Here is a 17,126-nt window from a genome sequence, read left to right on the forward strand (position 1 = left end):
ACAATGGATAAAGATGCACTGAAAGAGGTTGTTACAGCAATCATCACTTATGGGTGGATTGTTGTTTTAGCAATGTTGGGAGGCTTAGTGAAATTCATGGATAAGCTTAACAATTCAAAAGAACCAAAGCCACTGAAATATATAGTTTTTCGACTTATAGCTGAAATGATTACGAGTGGTTTTGCAGGAATCATCACTGTTCTTCTATGTGTTTACTGGGAAATGCCTATTGTTTTAATCGCAGCAATTGCGGGCATAGCGGGGCACTTGGGTGGTAAAGCGATCGATACATTCATTCTTATCTGGAAATCAATTATTAGCGGAGGCAAGGTGCCATGAGTAAAAGAATCACATTAGAGCAAATCACAGAAGCTGCCAAAGCCATCAATGTACCAACAGCAGCCTTGCAAGCTGTCATGAAAGTTGAAGCTAAGGGAAGCGGTTTTAATTCCGATGGTACACCTGTGGTTCTTTTTGAACGCCACGTTTTTCGTCAACGTCTTATCGCAAATGCTAAAGCATCTTTAGCAGACAAAGTGATGCGTGAACGGCCAGATCTATGTGCAAAAACATCAGGAGGGTATGGTTTGTACTCTGCACAACATGGTCGTTTGAATGCAGCTTGTCAGTATGATCGAGCTTCCGCGCTCGAGTCAGCATCATGGGGTTTGGGGCAGGTGATGGGGTATCACTGGAAAGATCTAGGCTATGCGTCATTACAAGCATTTATCAATGCAATGTATAAAGATGAGGCTGGTCAATTGGATGCAATGTGCCGCTTCATTAAAACTAATGGGCTTGATAAATATTTGCGAAATCAGGACTGGAAGAACTTTGCACTGAGTTACAACGGCAAGGAGTATGCAAAGAATAATTATGACATAAAGCTGGCGAATGCTTACAAGGAGTTCTCATGAGTTATTTGTATTTAGTCCTTAAATACTGGCGAGAATGCATCATTGCAGTTCTCGCTTTTTTATTATTGATCTGTTTGTTTATTCAAAATCATCAAGCTGCTGAAATCAAAGATCAGAAGCGATTACACGCCAACTACATCACTCAGCAACAATTAGCAGCTGAAAAATCCAAAGTTCAAGCTGCTCAACAAGAAAAAGTTTGGGCAGAACAAATCACAAAAGCGGAGCAAAACTACAATGCCAAAATTAAACAAATTGAGTCTGATGCTAGCGATGCTCAGTCCAGTGCTAACAGCTTGTCAAAGCAACTCAGCATTGCAAAACAACGTCTGTCCGCAGCTTCCCGCGAAACCGTCATTGAATACGCAGATTCCTCAAGTGACATACTCGAAAGTTGCATCACAGAATATCGAAACGTGGCACAAAAAGCTGATGAACACGCAGCTGATGCAGAGCGATTGAGCAATGCTTGGCCGTAAAAGCACTCTAATGAGTGCTATTTTTCCATCAATTATTTTCAAAACTTTTCTTGGACAATCTGAATATCTTTCAATACATGTCTAAAGCGATAAACATAGTCTGATGCTTCATTGTGAGTGTAAAACTTCTTTGCGTACTCAGTGTCTAAAGTCCAGTTGAAGCCTGTTGTGTAACTTTCATTCACGATATTGTATTCATCATCGTAATGCTCGTTTGTGATGTTTTCGAGGGTGAGATATCTATTATTCTTTTTGATGTAGTAGGGCATTATTGACTCCAGCTATCGACTATATCAGCCCAATCTTGCAGCATCTTTCTACGCTCATCTAAATACTGTGAGTGATTGTAAGTGCCGCGGATAGTATTTTTATCGACATGTGCAAGCTGTAGTTCAATATGATCACTGTCATACTTTTTACTGTGTAGAATGGTAGATGCTGTGGCGCGGAAGTCGTGGCATGTCAATTCTTTAAGCCCCATTGAATCTAGCGCTGAATTAATTGTTGATTTGTTCATTAGCTTTGACTTATCAAAGACGCTTGAAAATACCAAGTCACCATTTTTTGTTTGCTCGTACTGGCTCTTTAATACGTCACAAACTTGTTGAGATAGGGGAACCATGTGAGTTCGGTTCATCTTAATGTTGCGCTGACCTTTTTTTAATTGCTCAACAGATGCGGGTGGAATGGTTATCAGCATCTTATCAAAATCAATCCAATCCCAGCGTAGTCGCACAACTTCAATCGAACGCATCATCGTATAGATCGCTATCTTGATTGCATTCTTAGTTGTAGCAGCACCTTTATAATTATTGAGAGATTCATGAAACATGGACATCTCTTCATTTGTCATTGGGCGCGCACCATCTTTGGGTGGCTTCTCAATAGTCCCTTTTAAAGATGAAATAGGATTGCTATCACGTCTAAGCGTTGCTACCGCGTAGTCAAAAACTTGGCCAACGATCTGCCTATTTCGGATTGCTGTAGACTCACCAGTGCCATGGTTTTTTTGCTTCTTTACTCGTTTAAGCGTCGAGTCCTGCATTGTCAGAACATCCGCTGCGTTTACTTTCTTAATGTCTTTGTTTCCGAAAGCCGGGAAGATATCTAAGCGAAACGATTTCTCTACATCCAAGCGATAACCTTCCGATCTGCTGTCTTTACGTTTATCAAACCATTCGTTTGCAATTTCTTTGAAAGAGATCGGCTTTTGAGCTTTGGCTCGTTCGACAGCTTCTTTTTTGTATTCTGATGGATCAATATTCTGATCAAGCAAGGCTTTCTGTTCAAGTGCTTTTTGGCGTGCGGTTGCCAAAGTGACAATAGGGTACTCACCCAATGTGACCATTTTTGCAGAGCCAAGAAAGCGATATCTGAACCGCCAGAATTTCAAGCCGCTTACTCGAACTTCAATGCAAAGCCCACCCTGATCAGCTACACGATATGGTTTATCTTTTGGCTTAAGTTGTTTGATCTTAGTGTCGTTAAGCATTGTGTGAGTAACCAGAAAATCATCAAAAAAGTGTTACGCACAATGTTACTCACAAATTTGCTTAATGTCATTTAATGAAGATGAATGTTATTTAATAATGGAAATTATATTTCTAATTTAATTTGTTGTTTTCTTAATGTCGTTGAATGCCAATTAAGATATGATCTTCTTTTCGATCATGAGCAACATTGTAATTGCAACCTATTGAAAATTAATTAGATATTAAATTATTGGCTTAAGGTTGACCGTTTGGTAACCCATTTGAGTAACTCTATCCAAAATTAAGCCGTTAAATTAAGCGGTTACTTTATCAGAATTTGTATTATTTGTGATGATCTTATTCATGTATCAATCAAGCTTGTATGGTGTTTGACTGGATTTAAGCGTCAATCATTTCATTAAAACCAGCTCTTAGACTTGCTAATGAATGGAGAATATTTAGCCATAGAAAAGCACCCTTCAAGTTAGACTGAATGTGTCCAACTTTAGGGGTGCAATTCAAAACTTAGGCGGCTTTGTAGAAAATAAAAACTTATTTTTCTACGCCTGCTGGTTGACCTGCAAGTTTTGCATTTGCATAATCCCAGTTTACAAGGCTTTCAAGGAAAGTAGAGATGTATTTCGGACGTGCATTGCGGTAGTCGATATAGTAAGCATGTTCCCAAACGTCAATCGTCAACACAGCAACTTGACCATGTGCAAGTGGAGTATCAGCATTTGAAGTTTTAGTAATCGAAAGTTTACCATTCACTTCATCAGCCACTAACCATGCCCAACCAGAACCGAATTGAGTCGTTGCTGCATTAGCAAATTCTTCAGCAAATTTTTCGTAAGAACCAAATGCTTCATCAATTTTAGCTGCGATTGCGCCAGTTGGTTTACCGCCGCCATTTGGCGCAATTGAGTTCCAGTAAAAAGTATGGTTCCAAACTTGAGCAGCGTTATTAAAGATACCTGCTTTAGATGCATCACCCGCAGCAGCTTGGATGATTTCTTCTAAAGTTTTACCTTCAAGATCAGTACCTTTGATCAAGTTATTTAAATTAGTCACATAAGTTTGATGATGCTTGTCATGGTGAAATTCTAAAGTTTCTTTAGAAATATGTGGCTCAAGTGCATCGTAAGCATAAGGTAATGCAGGTAAAGTAATGGTTGTCATGTTCCAATTCCTTGCGTTAGCTGGGTAATAGAATTAAGTGGCTTCATTGTAAATGATTATTTATGCAAAAGGTGATTGTTTTAAATAACAATACACAATAAAGCCTTAATTAATACGTATATATAAATACCTGTAATAAATACGTCTTAAATTGGATTATTCAACTCAATATAATGGTGTTCGAGTGAAAATTGGTCGGATAACGCTTTTGCCAAACGTTGTACCCCATACCGCTCAGTTGCATGGTGCCCACAAGCAAAATAATGCACATTCAGTTCTTGAGCTTCATAAAAAGTCCTTTCGCTGACTTCTCCAGAGATATAGGCATCACAGTCCTGTAGCGCCGCTTTATGAATAAAGTCTTGTGCACCACCTGTGCAAAAACCAACCTTTTGAATATTGGATTTTCGTGCAGCTAAATGAACGATATTAAAATCAAAGATCTGTTGTAATTTATTTTTAAATTCTTCAGGAGTGAGGGCTTTTTTTAAGTAACCAATATTTCCAATAGGATGCCGTTCGTTACTGTCCAATGCTTCTATTTCATGTAATCCCAAAAGCTCAGCAATTGCAGCGTTATTACCCAAAGCAGGATGAGCATCTAAAGGAAGATGATAAGCCACTAAAGAAATATCATTTTGAATCAGTTTTTTAATTCGATTGCCACGCATTCCTGTAATCGGGTAGGGTTCGCCTTTCCAGAAATAGCCATGATGAACCAAGAGTAAATCTGCACCAAGCTCAATAGCCGCATCAATTGCGGTTTCTGAAGCAGTCACCGCAGAAACAATGCGTTTGACCTCTTGTTTTCCCTCGATTTGCAAGCCGTTGGGTGCATAATCTTTAAACTCCGCACTTTGTAGGGTTTGGTCGCACCACTTTATAATGTCATCTAAGTTTGCCATGAATCACTTGACTCTGAATCTATTTAACCAAGTTCATCAAAACATATTTTTAATAGTAACTAAAGCTAGACAAATCTTTTTTATGTTTTTCAGTTATCCATAAACTTATGCTTTACAATGAGTAAACTCTTTTTTCTTCAATAAATTAAATCAAACTTAGAGGGTGTAAACGTGCGTCGTGCTTTTACATGGTTACCGTGGGTACTTCTCATCATTGTCATTATTAGTTTTCTTTCATGGCAAAAGCTTAATCAGCCGAAAGCGCCTATTGCTGCTGATGGGGTCAAAATGCCTGCTGAAAATGTCAAACCTTTAATTGATACTTCACGTGCAGGTGGCGTCGTTTCTTATAGTGCGGCTGTGAAAGTCGCTGCCCCAGCAGTGGTCAATATTTTTACGACCCAAAAAATAAAGCAAGCGGCAAATCCTTTATTGAATGATCCGGTTTTTCGTGAATTTTTTGGCAATCAATTGCCACAGCAACCGAAACAGGAAAATGAAAATAGTTTAGGGTCTGGTGTGATTGTCCGCCCTGATGGTTATATTCTGACCAATAACCATGTGATTGCGCAGGCGGATCAAATTGTCGTTGGATTGAATGATGGTCGTCGTGCAGTTGCCAAAGTGATTGGAACTGATCCAGATACAGATTTAGCCGTAATCAAAATTGATCTGGATAAACTCCCTGTTTTACCGTTTAAACTCAGTGGTAATGAAGTCGGTGATGTGGTTCTCGCCATTGGTAATCCATTTGGAGTCGGACAAACAGTGACTCAAGGTATTATTTCTGCGACAGGTCGTTCAGATTTAGGTATCAACACTTATGAAGATTTTATTCAGACTGATGCAGCGATCAACCCAGGTAATTCTGGCGGGGCATTGATTGATGTCGCAGGTAATCTGATTGGGGTCAATACCGCAATTTTCTCTCAATCTGGTGGCTCTCTCGGGATTGGATTTGCGATTCCTGCGCAGGTATGTCAGCAAGTACTTAATTCGATTTTAAAAGATGGTCGTGTCATTCGGGGTTGGTTGGGTATTAGTCTGGTTGCACCCAATCAGGATCAGGATGATGTTTTAGCCCCACGTCAAACAGGTGTGGTGGTTGCTGATGTATTGCGCGGTGGGCCTTCGGATCAGGCAGGCGTGAAAGTAGGTGATAAAATTTTAAAAGTGAATGACGAAGTGATTAATTCAGCATCGCATTTAATTAATTATGTGGCTTTACAAGCGCCAAATACGACCGTGAAACTTGAAGTAGAACGTAACGGTCAAACTGCAACTCTTGATGTTACAGTGGGTGAGCGTAAAAACCAAAATCAAAGTTCACAGTATATTCCACTACCAAAACGATAAATTTTTCAGCAGATAAAAAAAACAAGCCTCATGATGAGGCTTGTTTTTTTATGGATCATTTTATTTTTTTCGACGTCTAAATACAGGATGTAAAACAGCAGCTTCTTCTACCGCAGCTTCATTTTCTAGATCCTCATTTTTTGCCTTTTTCTTCTTTTTTTTCTTTTTTTTGGGTTCGTCCTCGACCTCGTCACCATCTTCAATGGCTTGCCAGTATTCGAGTTGTTCCATGACTGCCGCGTAAATAGAGCCTTTGCTATAGTGACCTTTTTTATCCAATATGCCTACAGGTCGTGCCATCAATATTTCTAAAGCCTGATCAATAGTTTCAATGGCATGAACATGGAACTGACCTGCTTCAACCGCTTCAATCACATCCTGACGTAACATCAAATGCTGCATGTTTTGACGAGGGATGATGACACCCTGTTTACCCGTTAAACCTTGTAATTTACAGGCATCATAGAAGCCTTCAATTTTGGCATTGACGCCGCCAATCGGTTGAACTTGCCCCAATTGATTCATCGAACCTGTAATTGCCCATGATTGATCAATTGGAATCTGGCTAATCGCAGAAATTAAGGCCGAAAGTTCTGCAACTGTTGCACTGTCACCATCGACTTGTCCATAGCTTTGTTCAAACGCCAGTGCCGCAGAAAAATGTAAAATTTGCGAACGACCAAAATGCGCTTTTAGAAAACTCGACATCAGTAACACACCTTTGGCATGCAACGATCCACCTAATTCGACACTACGTTCAATATCCAGAATATCACCACCGCCTTGATAAACTGAAGCAGTTAATCTTGAAGGTAGGCCAAACTCGACATCTGCATAATGAATGACAGACAGCGCATTAATCTGACCCAGACGATGACCTTGTGTTTCAATCAATTGGGTGCCACGCGATAAATCTTGCCAGTACAATTCACGTAAATAACCCAAGCGATACTGGCGATGATGCAAGGCTTGGTTGACATGTTTGTCCGAAACAGTTTTGTCACCTGCGGTAAAGGCATGATGATGAGCTTCACGAATTAAATCGCCTAATGTCGATGCATGTAAAGACAATGAGCTTTGGTCTTCAGCCTGACGGCTTGAATCTGTTAAAAGTGCAGACAATGCTGAACGATCAAAAGGCAACAACTTATCCACTTGTACATAATCGGCAATGAGTTGCATATAAGCCTGCTCATTGCTGTCATTACGTTGTAATGTATCGGTGAAGTCAGCTCGAATCTTGAATACACTTCCAAGTTCAGGTTCAACTTCTAAAATTTCATAATAAATTTCAGGTTCCGCCAACAATACCACCTTTATTTCTAAAGGAATTGCCGCAGGTTCAATGGAAATGCTCCCCGTTAAGGTCAGCATATGTTCAAGTGAAGAAAGCTTGAGCTGTCCAGACTTCAGTGCACGTTTCAGCCCTTGCCATGCATAGGGTTGTTCAAGTAACTGTTCAGCTTCCAGCATCAAAAAACCACCAATGGCTTTGTGCAGTGAGCCAGGGCGAATTAAGGTGAAATCTGTGGTGATGGTCCCATTTTGAGTTAACTGCTCGACGTGCCCAAGCAAATTATAATGAGTTGGGAAGTCTTCAAAAATTACAGGTGCGCCAGCGTTTGGCTTATTGCTAACAATAGCATTGGCCTGATAGCGCGCAGGAACTCGATTAAACAGCGCAGGGGAAAAGTCATCTTCTTCCTGCGCCAAAATCGTTTCAACATTTTGAATAATATCTTCAGCATAACGCTGTAAAAAATCGTCTAGCCCCGCAACGCTCTGATTTTTTTTGATCAATAAATCAATTCGCGGTAGAACCACTTGTTTGGCAATATCACGATTCAGCTCAGATACCTGATCTCGCGCATCGTCTTCCAGATCGCCCAAATGCAATCCTAGACGTTCCAGCTTTTTATCCATATAACGCATATTGGATGCGATTTCAGCGCGCTGCTTGGTAGAAAGGGCATTGATTTCATTCTGAGTCATTTCCTGAACTTGATCATCTTTGACATGTACAGGCACAAAGCAATGTTCTTCATTGCGTGAAATCAGTTTTAGATCCAGCGTTTCGCCTTCTTTGGTCAACTCAACCAACGCTTCTTGTTGTTCATCACCTGTTTCCTGACGAATCTGTTCAATACGATTGTGATAGGTTTCGGCGGTGAAACGTCGTTCAAGTTGTTTTAAAATGGTTTGCCAAGCTTGATGCAAGGCATTTTGAAATTTTGGTCCTTGACCTGCTGGGAATCTTAAAGCAAGTGGTTGACGTGGATTTTTAAAGTTATTCACATATACCCAGTCATCAGGTGTTGGCATATTTTTGGCGTGTTGTTGCAGCAAACGCTTGATCATGGTGCGTTTACCTAAACCTGCGGTTCCAACGGCAAAAATATTATAGCCTGAATAAGGTAGCGAAATCCCTGCCTCTACAGAGGCACGGGCACGATCTTGGCCCAGAAAATTATTCAGCGGTTTAATCCGTCGTGTAGACGATGGAATCTTGTCCAGATTAGTAATATGAGTCAGTTGTTCAGCTTTTAATGTGGTCTTTTCTAATGTCGTTTGAATCTCTGCTCGTTCAAATGCCGATGGTAGATTATTGCTTTTTAGAGTTGTCGCTGTGGTTGAAGTTGAAGATAATGTTGAAGCCATTTGATCGTGTCTTTGGGTCACAGGTGAAATCCAAAAAATAAACTAGAGGTAAGATTTAAAGGTATACAGGTTTAGGGCAAAATATCAAGCTTCACAGCATTTTTTCTCAATTTAAATGACAAGCTTTTCACAAACAATATTGAAAGCTTGGACATAACACGATTGAATAGGCTGTTTTATAAAATCTTTGGAAAATAATAACCGAATGACCACTCAAACTAATGGATGGAAAGCCGCTTTTACGGCCTTTCTTGATCGCCGTGCCCTGATTATGTTGTTTCTGGGATTTTCTGCGGGTATTCCCATCCTGCTCATTTTTTCAAGCCTATCTTTATGGCTTGGGGAAGCAGGCATTGATAAAAGCGCAGTGACTTTTTTTAGCTGGGCGGCACTTGGTTATTCCTTTAAATTTGTATGGGCACCATTGATTGATGAATTGCCAGTTCCTGTTTTGACCAAAACTTTAGGCCGCCGTCGTGCGTGGTTGCTGATTGCACAGCTACTCATTATCGTGGCGATTTGTATCATGGCTTTTTCTGATCCATCGCTTGGTCAGAGTTATTTGATTCAGATGGCGGTAGGAGCGGTGTTACTGGGTTTTTCCGCAGCGACACAGGATATCGTGATTGATGCATATCGGATTGAGCTTGCTGAAACGCAAATGCAGACAGTTTTAGCATCGACCTATAACGCAGGTTATCGCATTGGCATGATCGTGGCAGGTGCAGGGGCTTTGTTTTTAGCTGCTTATCTTGGAACATCCAAAGGTAACTATATCTATGAAGCTTGGAAATATACCTATTTAACCATGGCAGCCGTGATGCTGGTGGGTATCATTACCACGCTTGTGGTGCGCGAACCACAGGTCAATCGAGTATATAAAACCTATAAACGTAGTGATTATTATCGTTTGGTGTTTGTATTTTTTGTGGCAGTGGCAACTTTTGTTGTGACTTATATTTATTCGGGCAAAGTTACCGATCTACTCGCAAGTGCTGCCAATGTTACGGATAATGCTGCTTTATTTGGTTTGGAAGCTTTACGCTTTTTAACGGCTGCTGCCTGTGCTTTATTGATTGGTTATTTACTGGTGCATGCTGGTGTGGTGAACAAGCAAATGGCCTTGGAAACATGGGTCGCACCAGTACTGGATTTCTTTAAACGGTATGGGGTCAAACTGGCATTAGTGCTGTTACTTTTAATTGGTTTTTATCGAATTTCGGACATTATTGCGGGTGTCATTTCCAATGTTTTTTATCAGGACTTGAATTTTAGTAAAGAACAAATTGCGGAAGCCGTGAAAGTTTATGGCGTTATTTTTAGTCTGATTGGTGGTTTTCTAGGCGGTTTACTTGCACAGCGCATGAATATTATGAAGCTAATGTTCGTCGGTGCGGTACTCGCCAGTTCGACCAATCTGATTTTTATCGGTTTGGTGAAATCGGGTCAGCCTTTGGCAGATATCCAGATTCAGGTTGGATCGCATCAGTACACGGCACATCCTGATGAAGTCGGTTACTTTAAGCTTTCGATTCCAAATCAAGCGTTATTAGAGAGTCAGCATATCACTGTTCAAAGTCAGTTCGCACAAGGTCAGTCAGATTCAGCGTCTGTCGATTTACCTTATTTAACGGCTAAGGTAGGTCAGCCACAAATTCAGATTTTACCAATTACCAGTGATAATCAATTGTCAGCAGAAGAACTTAAACAAAGTGTGGTGGTCAAAGGTCAAGTTTCTGGACTCAATGCCAGTCAGTTAAGTACAGATCACCCGATTGTGTTCAAGCTAGATGGAAAAAGCTTTAAGGCAAAACTTGATTCCGCAGGTACTTTTAGTGGGATTATCGATCAGCGAGCCTTACAAAACTCAGCAACTAAAGTGATTTCTGTAGAGGCAATTTCACCTCAAGGTCAGGCTTTGATGCATAGTCAACGCCATTATTCTTTACTTGATTCAAGTCAGTCACGCACTTTGGATATTGATCTCGATCCAATCGCGCCAGTTCAGTTGGATTCAAAAGCAAGTACAGAACTAAAAGGCAAGGTGATTAAGCCATATAGCTCGCAGTGGCTTTATTTTGCGATTATTGTGGATAATATGGCTTCAGGACTTGCAGGTGCAGCATTTATTGCATTTTTATCTAGTTTGACCAGTGTTTCGTTTACCGCTGTTCAATATGCAATTTTTAGCTCGTTGATGACTTTAACCCCTAAATTATTAGGAGGTTATTCGGGGACGATTGTGACCCATATCGGTTATCCAAAATTTTTCCTCATGACCACGCTGATTGGAATTCCGATTTTAATTTTAGTGGTATGGGTGGCCAAATTGTTGAGAGAGCACCAAATGCTTGAATCAGAAAAGATAAACTCATAAGGCTCAGGGTTTTTATGTGAGTTAATTTAAATCTAAAGGAATAGATGTCTTTCATCATTGTTTAACCCTCTTTATTTTTCTCCCATAGGCAGAAATAAAAGGAACTGATGGAAGAAGTCTGATGGATTAACTTAAAGTTTAAAGTGTCCAATTAGATTGAAAATGCATATAATTACCCATTGTATATCTTTGATTTAAAAGTTAAGTTTTTAAATAAATACTGAACATTTCATTTGAAAACTGGTTTTATCAAGTTAGCTCGGTAACATGAATATTTACTTACTGGTAAATTTCATTTATCGGGCTTTGTTATAAATGACTTAGGGATGTCATGCGATGTTGAAATTACTGGCGTTTGATCGTTTTACCATTTTATTGATTCTGATGGTGATTCTGGCAAGTATTATTCCTGTATCGGGACATGCCGCCAGTATTTTTGAAATGGTAACTAATGTTGCGATTGCCATTTTATTTTTTTTACATGGCGCGAAACTGTCAAGAGAAGCCATAGTCGAAGGGGTCATGCACTGGCGACTGCATGTACTGGTTTTTGCTTTTACCTTTGTGCTATTTCCAATTCTGGGCTTGATGGCTAAACCGTTTTTACTGCCGATATTGGGACAAGAGCTTTACTGGGGCTTTTTGTTTATGTGTTTTTTACCATCGACGGTTCAGTCTTCGATTGCATTTACTTCAGTCGCTAAAGGCAATGTTGCAGCCGCAGTATGCAGTGCTTCATTTTCAAATTTGATCGGTATGTTCATCACTCCTGTATTGGTCAGTTTTTTTATTTTTGGTCAGTCGAAACATAACTACGATCCAACTACATCGATCATACAGATCACGTTGTTATTATTGGTTCCCTTTATTTTGGGGCAAGTGCTTCGCTCGTGGATCTTTCCATACATGAAAAAAGTGCCGGGCCTTGTAAAGGCGTTTGATCAGGGCACCATTTTGATGGTGGTGTATGGCGCTTTTAGTAGTGCTGTGGTTGCGGGTTTATGGCATCAGGTGAACTTACTTACCTTGTTCTATTTGGTATTGGCGTGTTCTATTTTACTCACCATTATTATGCTTTTAGGATTATTTGTACCTGTTTGGCTTGGTTTTAATCGAGCAGATCAAATTACGATTTTCTTCTGTGGATCGAAAAAAACATTAGCCAGTGGTGTACCGATGGCACAAATTCTTTTTAGCGGACAGCCTTTGGGTATGATTGTTTTACCTATTATGATCTTTCATCAGATTCAGTTAATGGTGTGTGGGGTGATCGCAAATTACTGGTCGAAAAAACATGAGCCAGTCGTATCAAAAGACAAAACAGCACTGGAATAATTCGCTATCTGATATTTTTTAGCGTATAATCATGCCCACTTGTTGTGCTTAGCTCTGACGGATTCGTCTCGGTGGGCCAAGAGAAATGGTCTGTTGTGGTGTTGATCTGCTGTGTTGTCTATATTTAGTTAACCAGCCTTCCTTGATTTATAATTCATTTGAATTGAAAGTCGAGAGTGATCAATTGCGATAACAGCTTAAGCCTTTCTTCAATTAGGAGTCATCGACCATGCGCGCCGATATTCACCCAAAATACGAAACATTAGTTGCAACTTGCTCTTGCGGTAACGTGATTGAAACTCGTTCTGCTTTAGGTAAAGAAACTCTTTATCTTGACGTATGTTCAGCTTGCCACCCATTCTATACTGGTAAACAGAAGAATGTAGACACTGGTGGTCGTATCGACAAATTCAAACAACGTTTTGCTGGTATGTCACGTTCTATCAAACGTTAATACGAGAAAATCTAAAACCAAGTATTTATCTGGTTTTAGTTCTCACAAAAAGAACCGCAATTTGCGGTTCTTTTTTATGTCATTTTAACTCATAACCCTAGATTTCTTTCATCCGTCTTTTTTATTTCTGCTTAAGAGAGAAAAATAAAAAGATTTTAAATCATGATGAAAGAAATCTTATCATATTTGATTATTCGTCTGGATAAGCCACTTTTTTCAATGCCTTGATATCTGCTTCAGGTGAGCACAGCGAAATAAACTCATACCCGTAGCCACGCAGCAAATGACCTTTACGTACAGCAATCCATGTGGTGTTTAATCCAAAAATATCTGTTTTAATTTGTTTCAAACGATAATCCCGCTCGCGGTCATAGGCGACATCATTGACAATACCAACGCCCATGCCAAGCTCAACATAGGTTTTGATGACATCTGCATCCAGTGCTGACATGACTAGATCAACATCGATCCCTGCATCTTCAAAAGCTTTGTCGATTTTGGAGCGACCTGTAAATCCACCATGATAGGTAATAATTGGAAAGTTAGCTAAAGCTTCCAGTGAAATTTTTGTTTCATGAGCAAGTGGATGATTTTGGGGAACAATAATACTGTGTTCCCATTGGTAATAAGGCACACTGGCTAGATTTTCTTCAGTAGTCAAAGATTCCGTTGCAATGCCAATATCAGCTTCGCCTTGCAGCAGCATTTCAGAAATTTCTGTCGGACTCGCTTGTTGTAAAACTAAATGTACTTTTGGAAAAAGTTTTTTAAACTGATTTACAATGGGTGGAAGCACATAACGTGCCTGAGTATGCGTGGTGGCAATCGTCAATGTACCTTCATCGACTTTATTAAAGTCATCGGCTAGACGTTTAATATTTTCAGCATCGACCAGCATTCTTTCTACAATACCCAATAGTGACTGACCGGGTTCGGTTAAACCCAGTAAACGCTTACCTTTGCGAATGAAAAGCTGAACACCCAGTTCATCCTCTAAATCCTTAATATGCTTACTCACCCCTGATTGCGAGGTGTAAAGCGCTGCCGAAGCTTCGGTCAAATTAAAGTTTTGACGAACCGTTTCTCGTATGATTCTTAATTGTTGAAAATTCATAATCTTTTATCTCTCTTTTGAGGATGCATCGCATCCCCAAATTGAATCTAGGCGACTTGATCGGCAAATAAATGAAGCTGTGACGCACTCACCCAAACACTTTGATTGGGTCTAAATTGATGCTGTCTTGCTTCTTCTGGGCTTAATGCAATTTCAATCAGACGACCTTGACGATCCTGTAATTCAGCAATCACTTTTCCTGCAATCCAAATTTCACGTACAAAAATAGCTTCAATACTATTTTCATGTGGTTGGGCATGAATATGTAACTCATCTGGACGGGCAAAAGCAATGACTTTACCTTGAGGTGCATGAGCAGTTGCAGGCAGAATGATTTTATTTTCACCAATATGCACAGTGCCATTGTGATGTTCAGCATCGAAACGATTCGCTTGACCCAAAAAGTCAAATACAAATGGTGTCGAAGGTTTTTCATAAACTTCGCGAGGTGAGCCAATTTGTTCAACATTGCCCTTATTCATGACAATAATTTGATCAGCCACCTCAAGTGCTTCTTCCTGATCATGGGTCACGAAAATGGAGGTGATATGCAGTTCATCATGTAATGTTCTTAACCAGCGGCGTAACTCTTTGCGTACTTTGGCATCGAGTGCACCGAAAGGTTCATCCAAAAGTAAGACACGCGGTTCAACAGCAAGAGCACGGGCAAGGGCAATACGCTGACGCTGACCACCAGAAAGTTGTGCAGGATAACGATCTGCCAGAAAACCAAGCTGAACTAGATCCAGTAGACGAGTGACACGTTTTTTGATTTCAGCTTCATTTGGACGAGTAGTGCGTGGGCGAACCCGTAAACCAAAAGCAATATTGTCAAATACAGTCATATGGCGAAACAGAGCATAATGCTGAAATACAAAGCCGACTTGACGTTCGCGCACGTGTACGTTGGTGGCATCATTGCCTTCCAGTAAAACTTGTCCTGAATCTGCGGATTCTAAACCTGCAATAATGCGTAACAACGTTGTTTTTCCACAACCAGATGGTCCAAGTAATGCAACCAGTTGTCCTTCTGGAAAATCCAGAGAAATATCTTTGAGTGCGTGGAATGCACCAAAGTGTTTTTCAATATTTTTAACTTGAATACTCATTGATCATTCCTCAAGAAACTGCTGAATCATTTCGGTTGTTTTGTTTTTCCTGACGTATTTCCACCCATGTTTTTAAAATCAGGGTAATAATCGCCAAAAATGCCAGTAGAGATGCCACAGCAAATGCGGCACTGTAGGTATATTCGTTGTATAGAATTTCTACATGTAAGGGTAAGGTATTGGTTTCTCCACGAATATGTCCTGAAACCACGGATACTGCACCAAACTCACCCATAGCACGGGCATTACACAAAATCACACCGTAAAGCAGTCCCCATTTAATATTGGGTAAAGTCACTTTTCTGAATGTTTGCCAACCTGAAGCACCCAGTACAATGGCTGCTTCTTCTTCTTCTGTGCCTTGTGCTTCCATGAGTGGAATTAGCTCACGCGCGACAAAAGGGACAGTAATAAACACAGTCGCAAGGACAATCGCAGGTACGGCATACAGAATTTTAATATCATGATCCATTAACCACGGGCCAAACCAACCTTGCATACCGAAGATCAGTACCAACATCAAACCTGCAATGACAGGTGAAACTGAAAATGGTAAATCGATCAGGGTGGTTAAAATGGATTTACCACGGAATTGAAATTTAGCAACAGCCCAAGCCGCTGCAACTCCAAACACGACATTTAAAGGCACAGCAATTGCGGCAGTGAGTAAAGTTAATTTTACAGCCGATAACGTATCCGGATTAATCAGGGCATTAAAATAGACATTGATCCCTTGTCGGAAAGCTTCTACAAAGACCAAAATTAATGGCAGGATCAGACAGCTTAAAAAAAAGATCAAGGCGATAGTTAAAAGGGTATAACGCACCCAAGTCGGTTCACGGGTCGAATCGCGTGATTGCAATTTTATTGCCAGTGCATTGCTGCTGGTCACTAAGCTCATTTTACAGTTCTCCCGGTACGACGACTTGCCCACGCCTGAATCAGATTAATCAGCAATAAGATAACAAATGAAATGACTAACATGACGACTGCAATTGTGGTCGCAGCGGGGTAGTCATATTCTTCAAGTCGAGAAATAATCATTAAGGGAGCAATTTCAGTTTTAAACGGTTGATTACCTGCAATGAAAATCACTGAGCCGTATTCACCTACACCGCGAGCAAAGGCTAAGGCAAAACCAGTAAGCAATGCTGGCAGTAAGATCGGAAAAATAATTCTACTGACAATTTGCCAACGGTTGGCACCCAATGCAGAAGCGGCTTCTTCCAATTCAGTTTCAATGTCAGCAAGCACAGGTTGCACGGTACGTACTACAAACGGAATGCCAATAAAAATCAGGGCGATAGTAATCCCGATGGAGGTATAAGCCACTTGAATACCAAGCGGTGTAAGATACTGACCAATCCAGCCATTAGGGGCATATAAAGAAGTCAGGGCAATACCTGCCACGGCAGTAGGCAATGCAAATGGTAAATCGACCAGAGCATCGATGAAACGTTTCCCTGGGAAGGTATAACGCACCAGACACCACGCCAGTAAAGAACCAAAGACGACATTGATTAATGCTGCAATAAGAGCAGTACCAAAACTCAGCTGCAAAGACTTAAGGATTCGCTCTGAACTCAATATTTCTAGTAAACCATCCCAGCCAACACCAAAGGATTTAAAAAAGACGGCTGAAAGCGGAATAAGAACAATGAGTGATAAATACGCTAGGGTAAAACCTAGTGAAAGACCAAATCCTGGCAGCACTCGGGATCGCTGCGACATGAGAACTCCTAAAAGAGTACACCTGCCAAATAGCAGGCAA

16 protein-coding genes are annotated in these 17,126 nt (G+C 40.4%); 7 read left to right on the forward strand and 9 right to left on the reverse strand.

Annotated features, from left to right (window positions below; genetic code table 11):
- The first annotated feature begins 3 nt into the window (after positions 1-3).
- Genes I6L31_RS00365 through I6L31_RS00375 form a run of 3 tightly spaced genes read left to right on the forward strand, consistent with a single transcriptional unit; the run spans position 4 to position 1,396 of the window.
- Entirely contained in the window at positions 4-339 is a 336-nt protein-coding gene (locus I6L31_RS00365; protein ID WP_005003655.1) for a phage holin family protein, read from the forward strand.
- Complete coding sequence (locus I6L31_RS00370) at positions 336-917, forward strand: N-acetylmuramidase family protein (RefSeq protein ID WP_005003657.1); 582 nt, start codon at positions 336-338, stop codon at positions 915-917. Before I6L31_RS00365 ends, I6L31_RS00370 begins: the two co-directional genes overlap by 4 nt.
- Positions 914-1,396 carry a hypothetical protein gene (locus I6L31_RS00375; RefSeq protein WP_005003659.1) on the forward strand — a complete coding sequence of 161 codons (483 nt, stop codon included), beginning with the start codon at positions 914-916 and terminating at the stop codon, positions 1,394-1,396. The genes I6L31_RS00370 and I6L31_RS00375 overlap by 4 nt, the downstream gene beginning before the upstream one ends.
- A 38-nt stretch (positions 1,397-1,434) precedes the next feature.
- Here I6L31_RS00375 and I6L31_RS00380 read toward each other — a convergent pair whose 3' ends face one another.
- The 4 genes from I6L31_RS00380 to I6L31_RS00395 all read right to left on the reverse strand — a co-directional run bounded on the left by I6L31_RS00380 (position 1,435) and on the right by I6L31_RS00395 (position 4,952).
- Positions 1,435-1,665, reverse strand: a complete 231-nt coding sequence (locus I6L31_RS00380) for a hypothetical protein (RefSeq protein WP_004989905.1) — start codon at positions 1,663-1,665, stop codon at positions 1,435-1,437.
- Positions 1,665-2,888 (reverse strand): tyrosine-type recombinase/integrase, encoded by a 1,224-nt coding sequence (locus I6L31_RS00385; protein ID WP_004989903.1) that lies wholly within the window; start codon positions 2,886-2,888, stop codon positions 1,665-1,667. The genes I6L31_RS00380 and I6L31_RS00385 overlap by 1 nt, the downstream gene beginning before the upstream one ends.
- Positions 2,889-3,420: 532 nt before the next feature.
- Positions 3,421-4,047, reverse strand: coding sequence for a superoxide dismutase (locus tag I6L31_RS00390; RefSeq protein ID WP_004989896.1), 627 nt, complete (start codon positions 4,045-4,047; stop codon positions 3,421-3,423).
- Between the two features lie 146 nt (positions 4,048-4,193).
- Complete coding sequence (locus tag I6L31_RS00395; RefSeq protein ID WP_005003660.1) at positions 4,194-4,952, reverse strand: Nif3-like dinuclear metal center hexameric protein; 759 nt, start codon at positions 4,950-4,952, stop codon at positions 4,194-4,196.
- A gap of 171 nt (positions 4,953-5,123) precedes the next feature.
- Between I6L31_RS00395 and I6L31_RS00400 the strand changes: the two genes are divergently transcribed.
- Entirely contained in the window at positions 5,124-6,308 is a 1,185-nt protein-coding gene (locus tag I6L31_RS00400; RefSeq protein ID WP_005003661.1) for a trypsin-like peptidase domain-containing protein, read from the forward strand.
- Positions 6,309-6,368: 60 nt separating this feature from the next.
- Here the strand turns inward: I6L31_RS00400 and I6L31_RS00405 are convergent, their stop codons facing one another.
- The gene (locus I6L31_RS00405) at positions 6,369-8,966 is read right to left on the reverse strand and encodes a Lon protease family protein (protein WP_370684979.1); all 2,598 of its coding nucleotides are present in this window, start codon (positions 8,964-8,966) and stop codon (positions 6,369-6,371) included.
- 187 nt (positions 8,967-9,153) lie between these two features.
- Here I6L31_RS00405 and I6L31_RS00410 point away from each other — a divergent pair, with 187 nt between their 5' ends.
- From I6L31_RS00410 to rpmE, 3 genes are all read left to right on the forward strand, one after another.
- Positions 9,154-11,343: an AmpG family muropeptide MFS transporter gene (locus I6L31_RS00410; RefSeq protein WP_370684976.1), complete on the forward strand. Its 2,190-nt coding sequence runs from the start codon at positions 9,154-9,156 to the stop codon at positions 11,341-11,343.
- Between the two features lie 336 nt (positions 11,344-11,679).
- Complete coding sequence (locus I6L31_RS00415; RefSeq protein ID WP_005003666.1) at positions 11,680-12,678, forward strand: bile acid:sodium symporter family protein; 999 nt, start codon at positions 11,680-11,682, stop codon at positions 12,676-12,678.
- A gap of 229 nt (positions 12,679-12,907) precedes the next feature.
- Positions 12,908-13,132 carry a 50S ribosomal protein L31 gene (rpmE, locus tag I6L31_RS00420; protein WP_004989885.1) on the forward strand — a complete coding sequence of 75 codons (225 nt, stop codon included), beginning with the start codon at positions 12,908-12,910 and terminating at the stop codon, positions 13,130-13,132.
- A gap of 190 nt (positions 13,133-13,322) precedes the next feature.
- Here the strand turns inward: rpmE and I6L31_RS00425 are convergent, their stop codons facing one another.
- From I6L31_RS00425 to cysT, 4 genes are read right to left on the reverse strand one after another with little or no spacing between them, the layout of a single operon-like run.
- Complete coding sequence (locus I6L31_RS00425) at positions 13,323-14,246, reverse strand: CysB family HTH-type transcriptional regulator (protein ID WP_004989883.1); 924 nt, start codon at positions 14,244-14,246, stop codon at positions 13,323-13,325.
- Between the two features lie 47 nt (positions 14,247-14,293).
- Positions 14,294-15,355: a sulfate/molybdate ABC transporter ATP-binding protein gene (locus tag I6L31_RS00430; protein WP_005003667.1), complete on the reverse strand. Its 1,062-nt coding sequence runs from the start codon at positions 15,353-15,355 to the stop codon at positions 14,294-14,296.
- 10 nt (positions 15,356-15,365) lie between these two features.
- Positions 15,366-16,256, reverse strand: coding sequence for a sulfate ABC transporter permease subunit CysW (cysW, locus tag I6L31_RS00435; RefSeq protein WP_004989878.1), 891 nt, complete (start codon positions 16,254-16,256; stop codon positions 15,366-15,368).
- Complete coding sequence (cysT, locus tag I6L31_RS00440) at positions 16,253-17,086, reverse strand: sulfate ABC transporter permease subunit CysT (RefSeq protein ID WP_004989876.1); 834 nt, start codon at positions 17,084-17,086, stop codon at positions 16,253-16,255. Before cysT ends, cysW begins: the two co-directional genes overlap by 4 nt.
- Positions 17,087-17,126: the final 40 nt, after the last annotated feature.

It is taken from the genome of Acinetobacter septicus (assembly GCF_019355975.1).
Classification (GTDB): Bacteria; Pseudomonadota; Gammaproteobacteria; order Pseudomonadales; family Moraxellaceae; genus Acinetobacter; species Acinetobacter ursingii.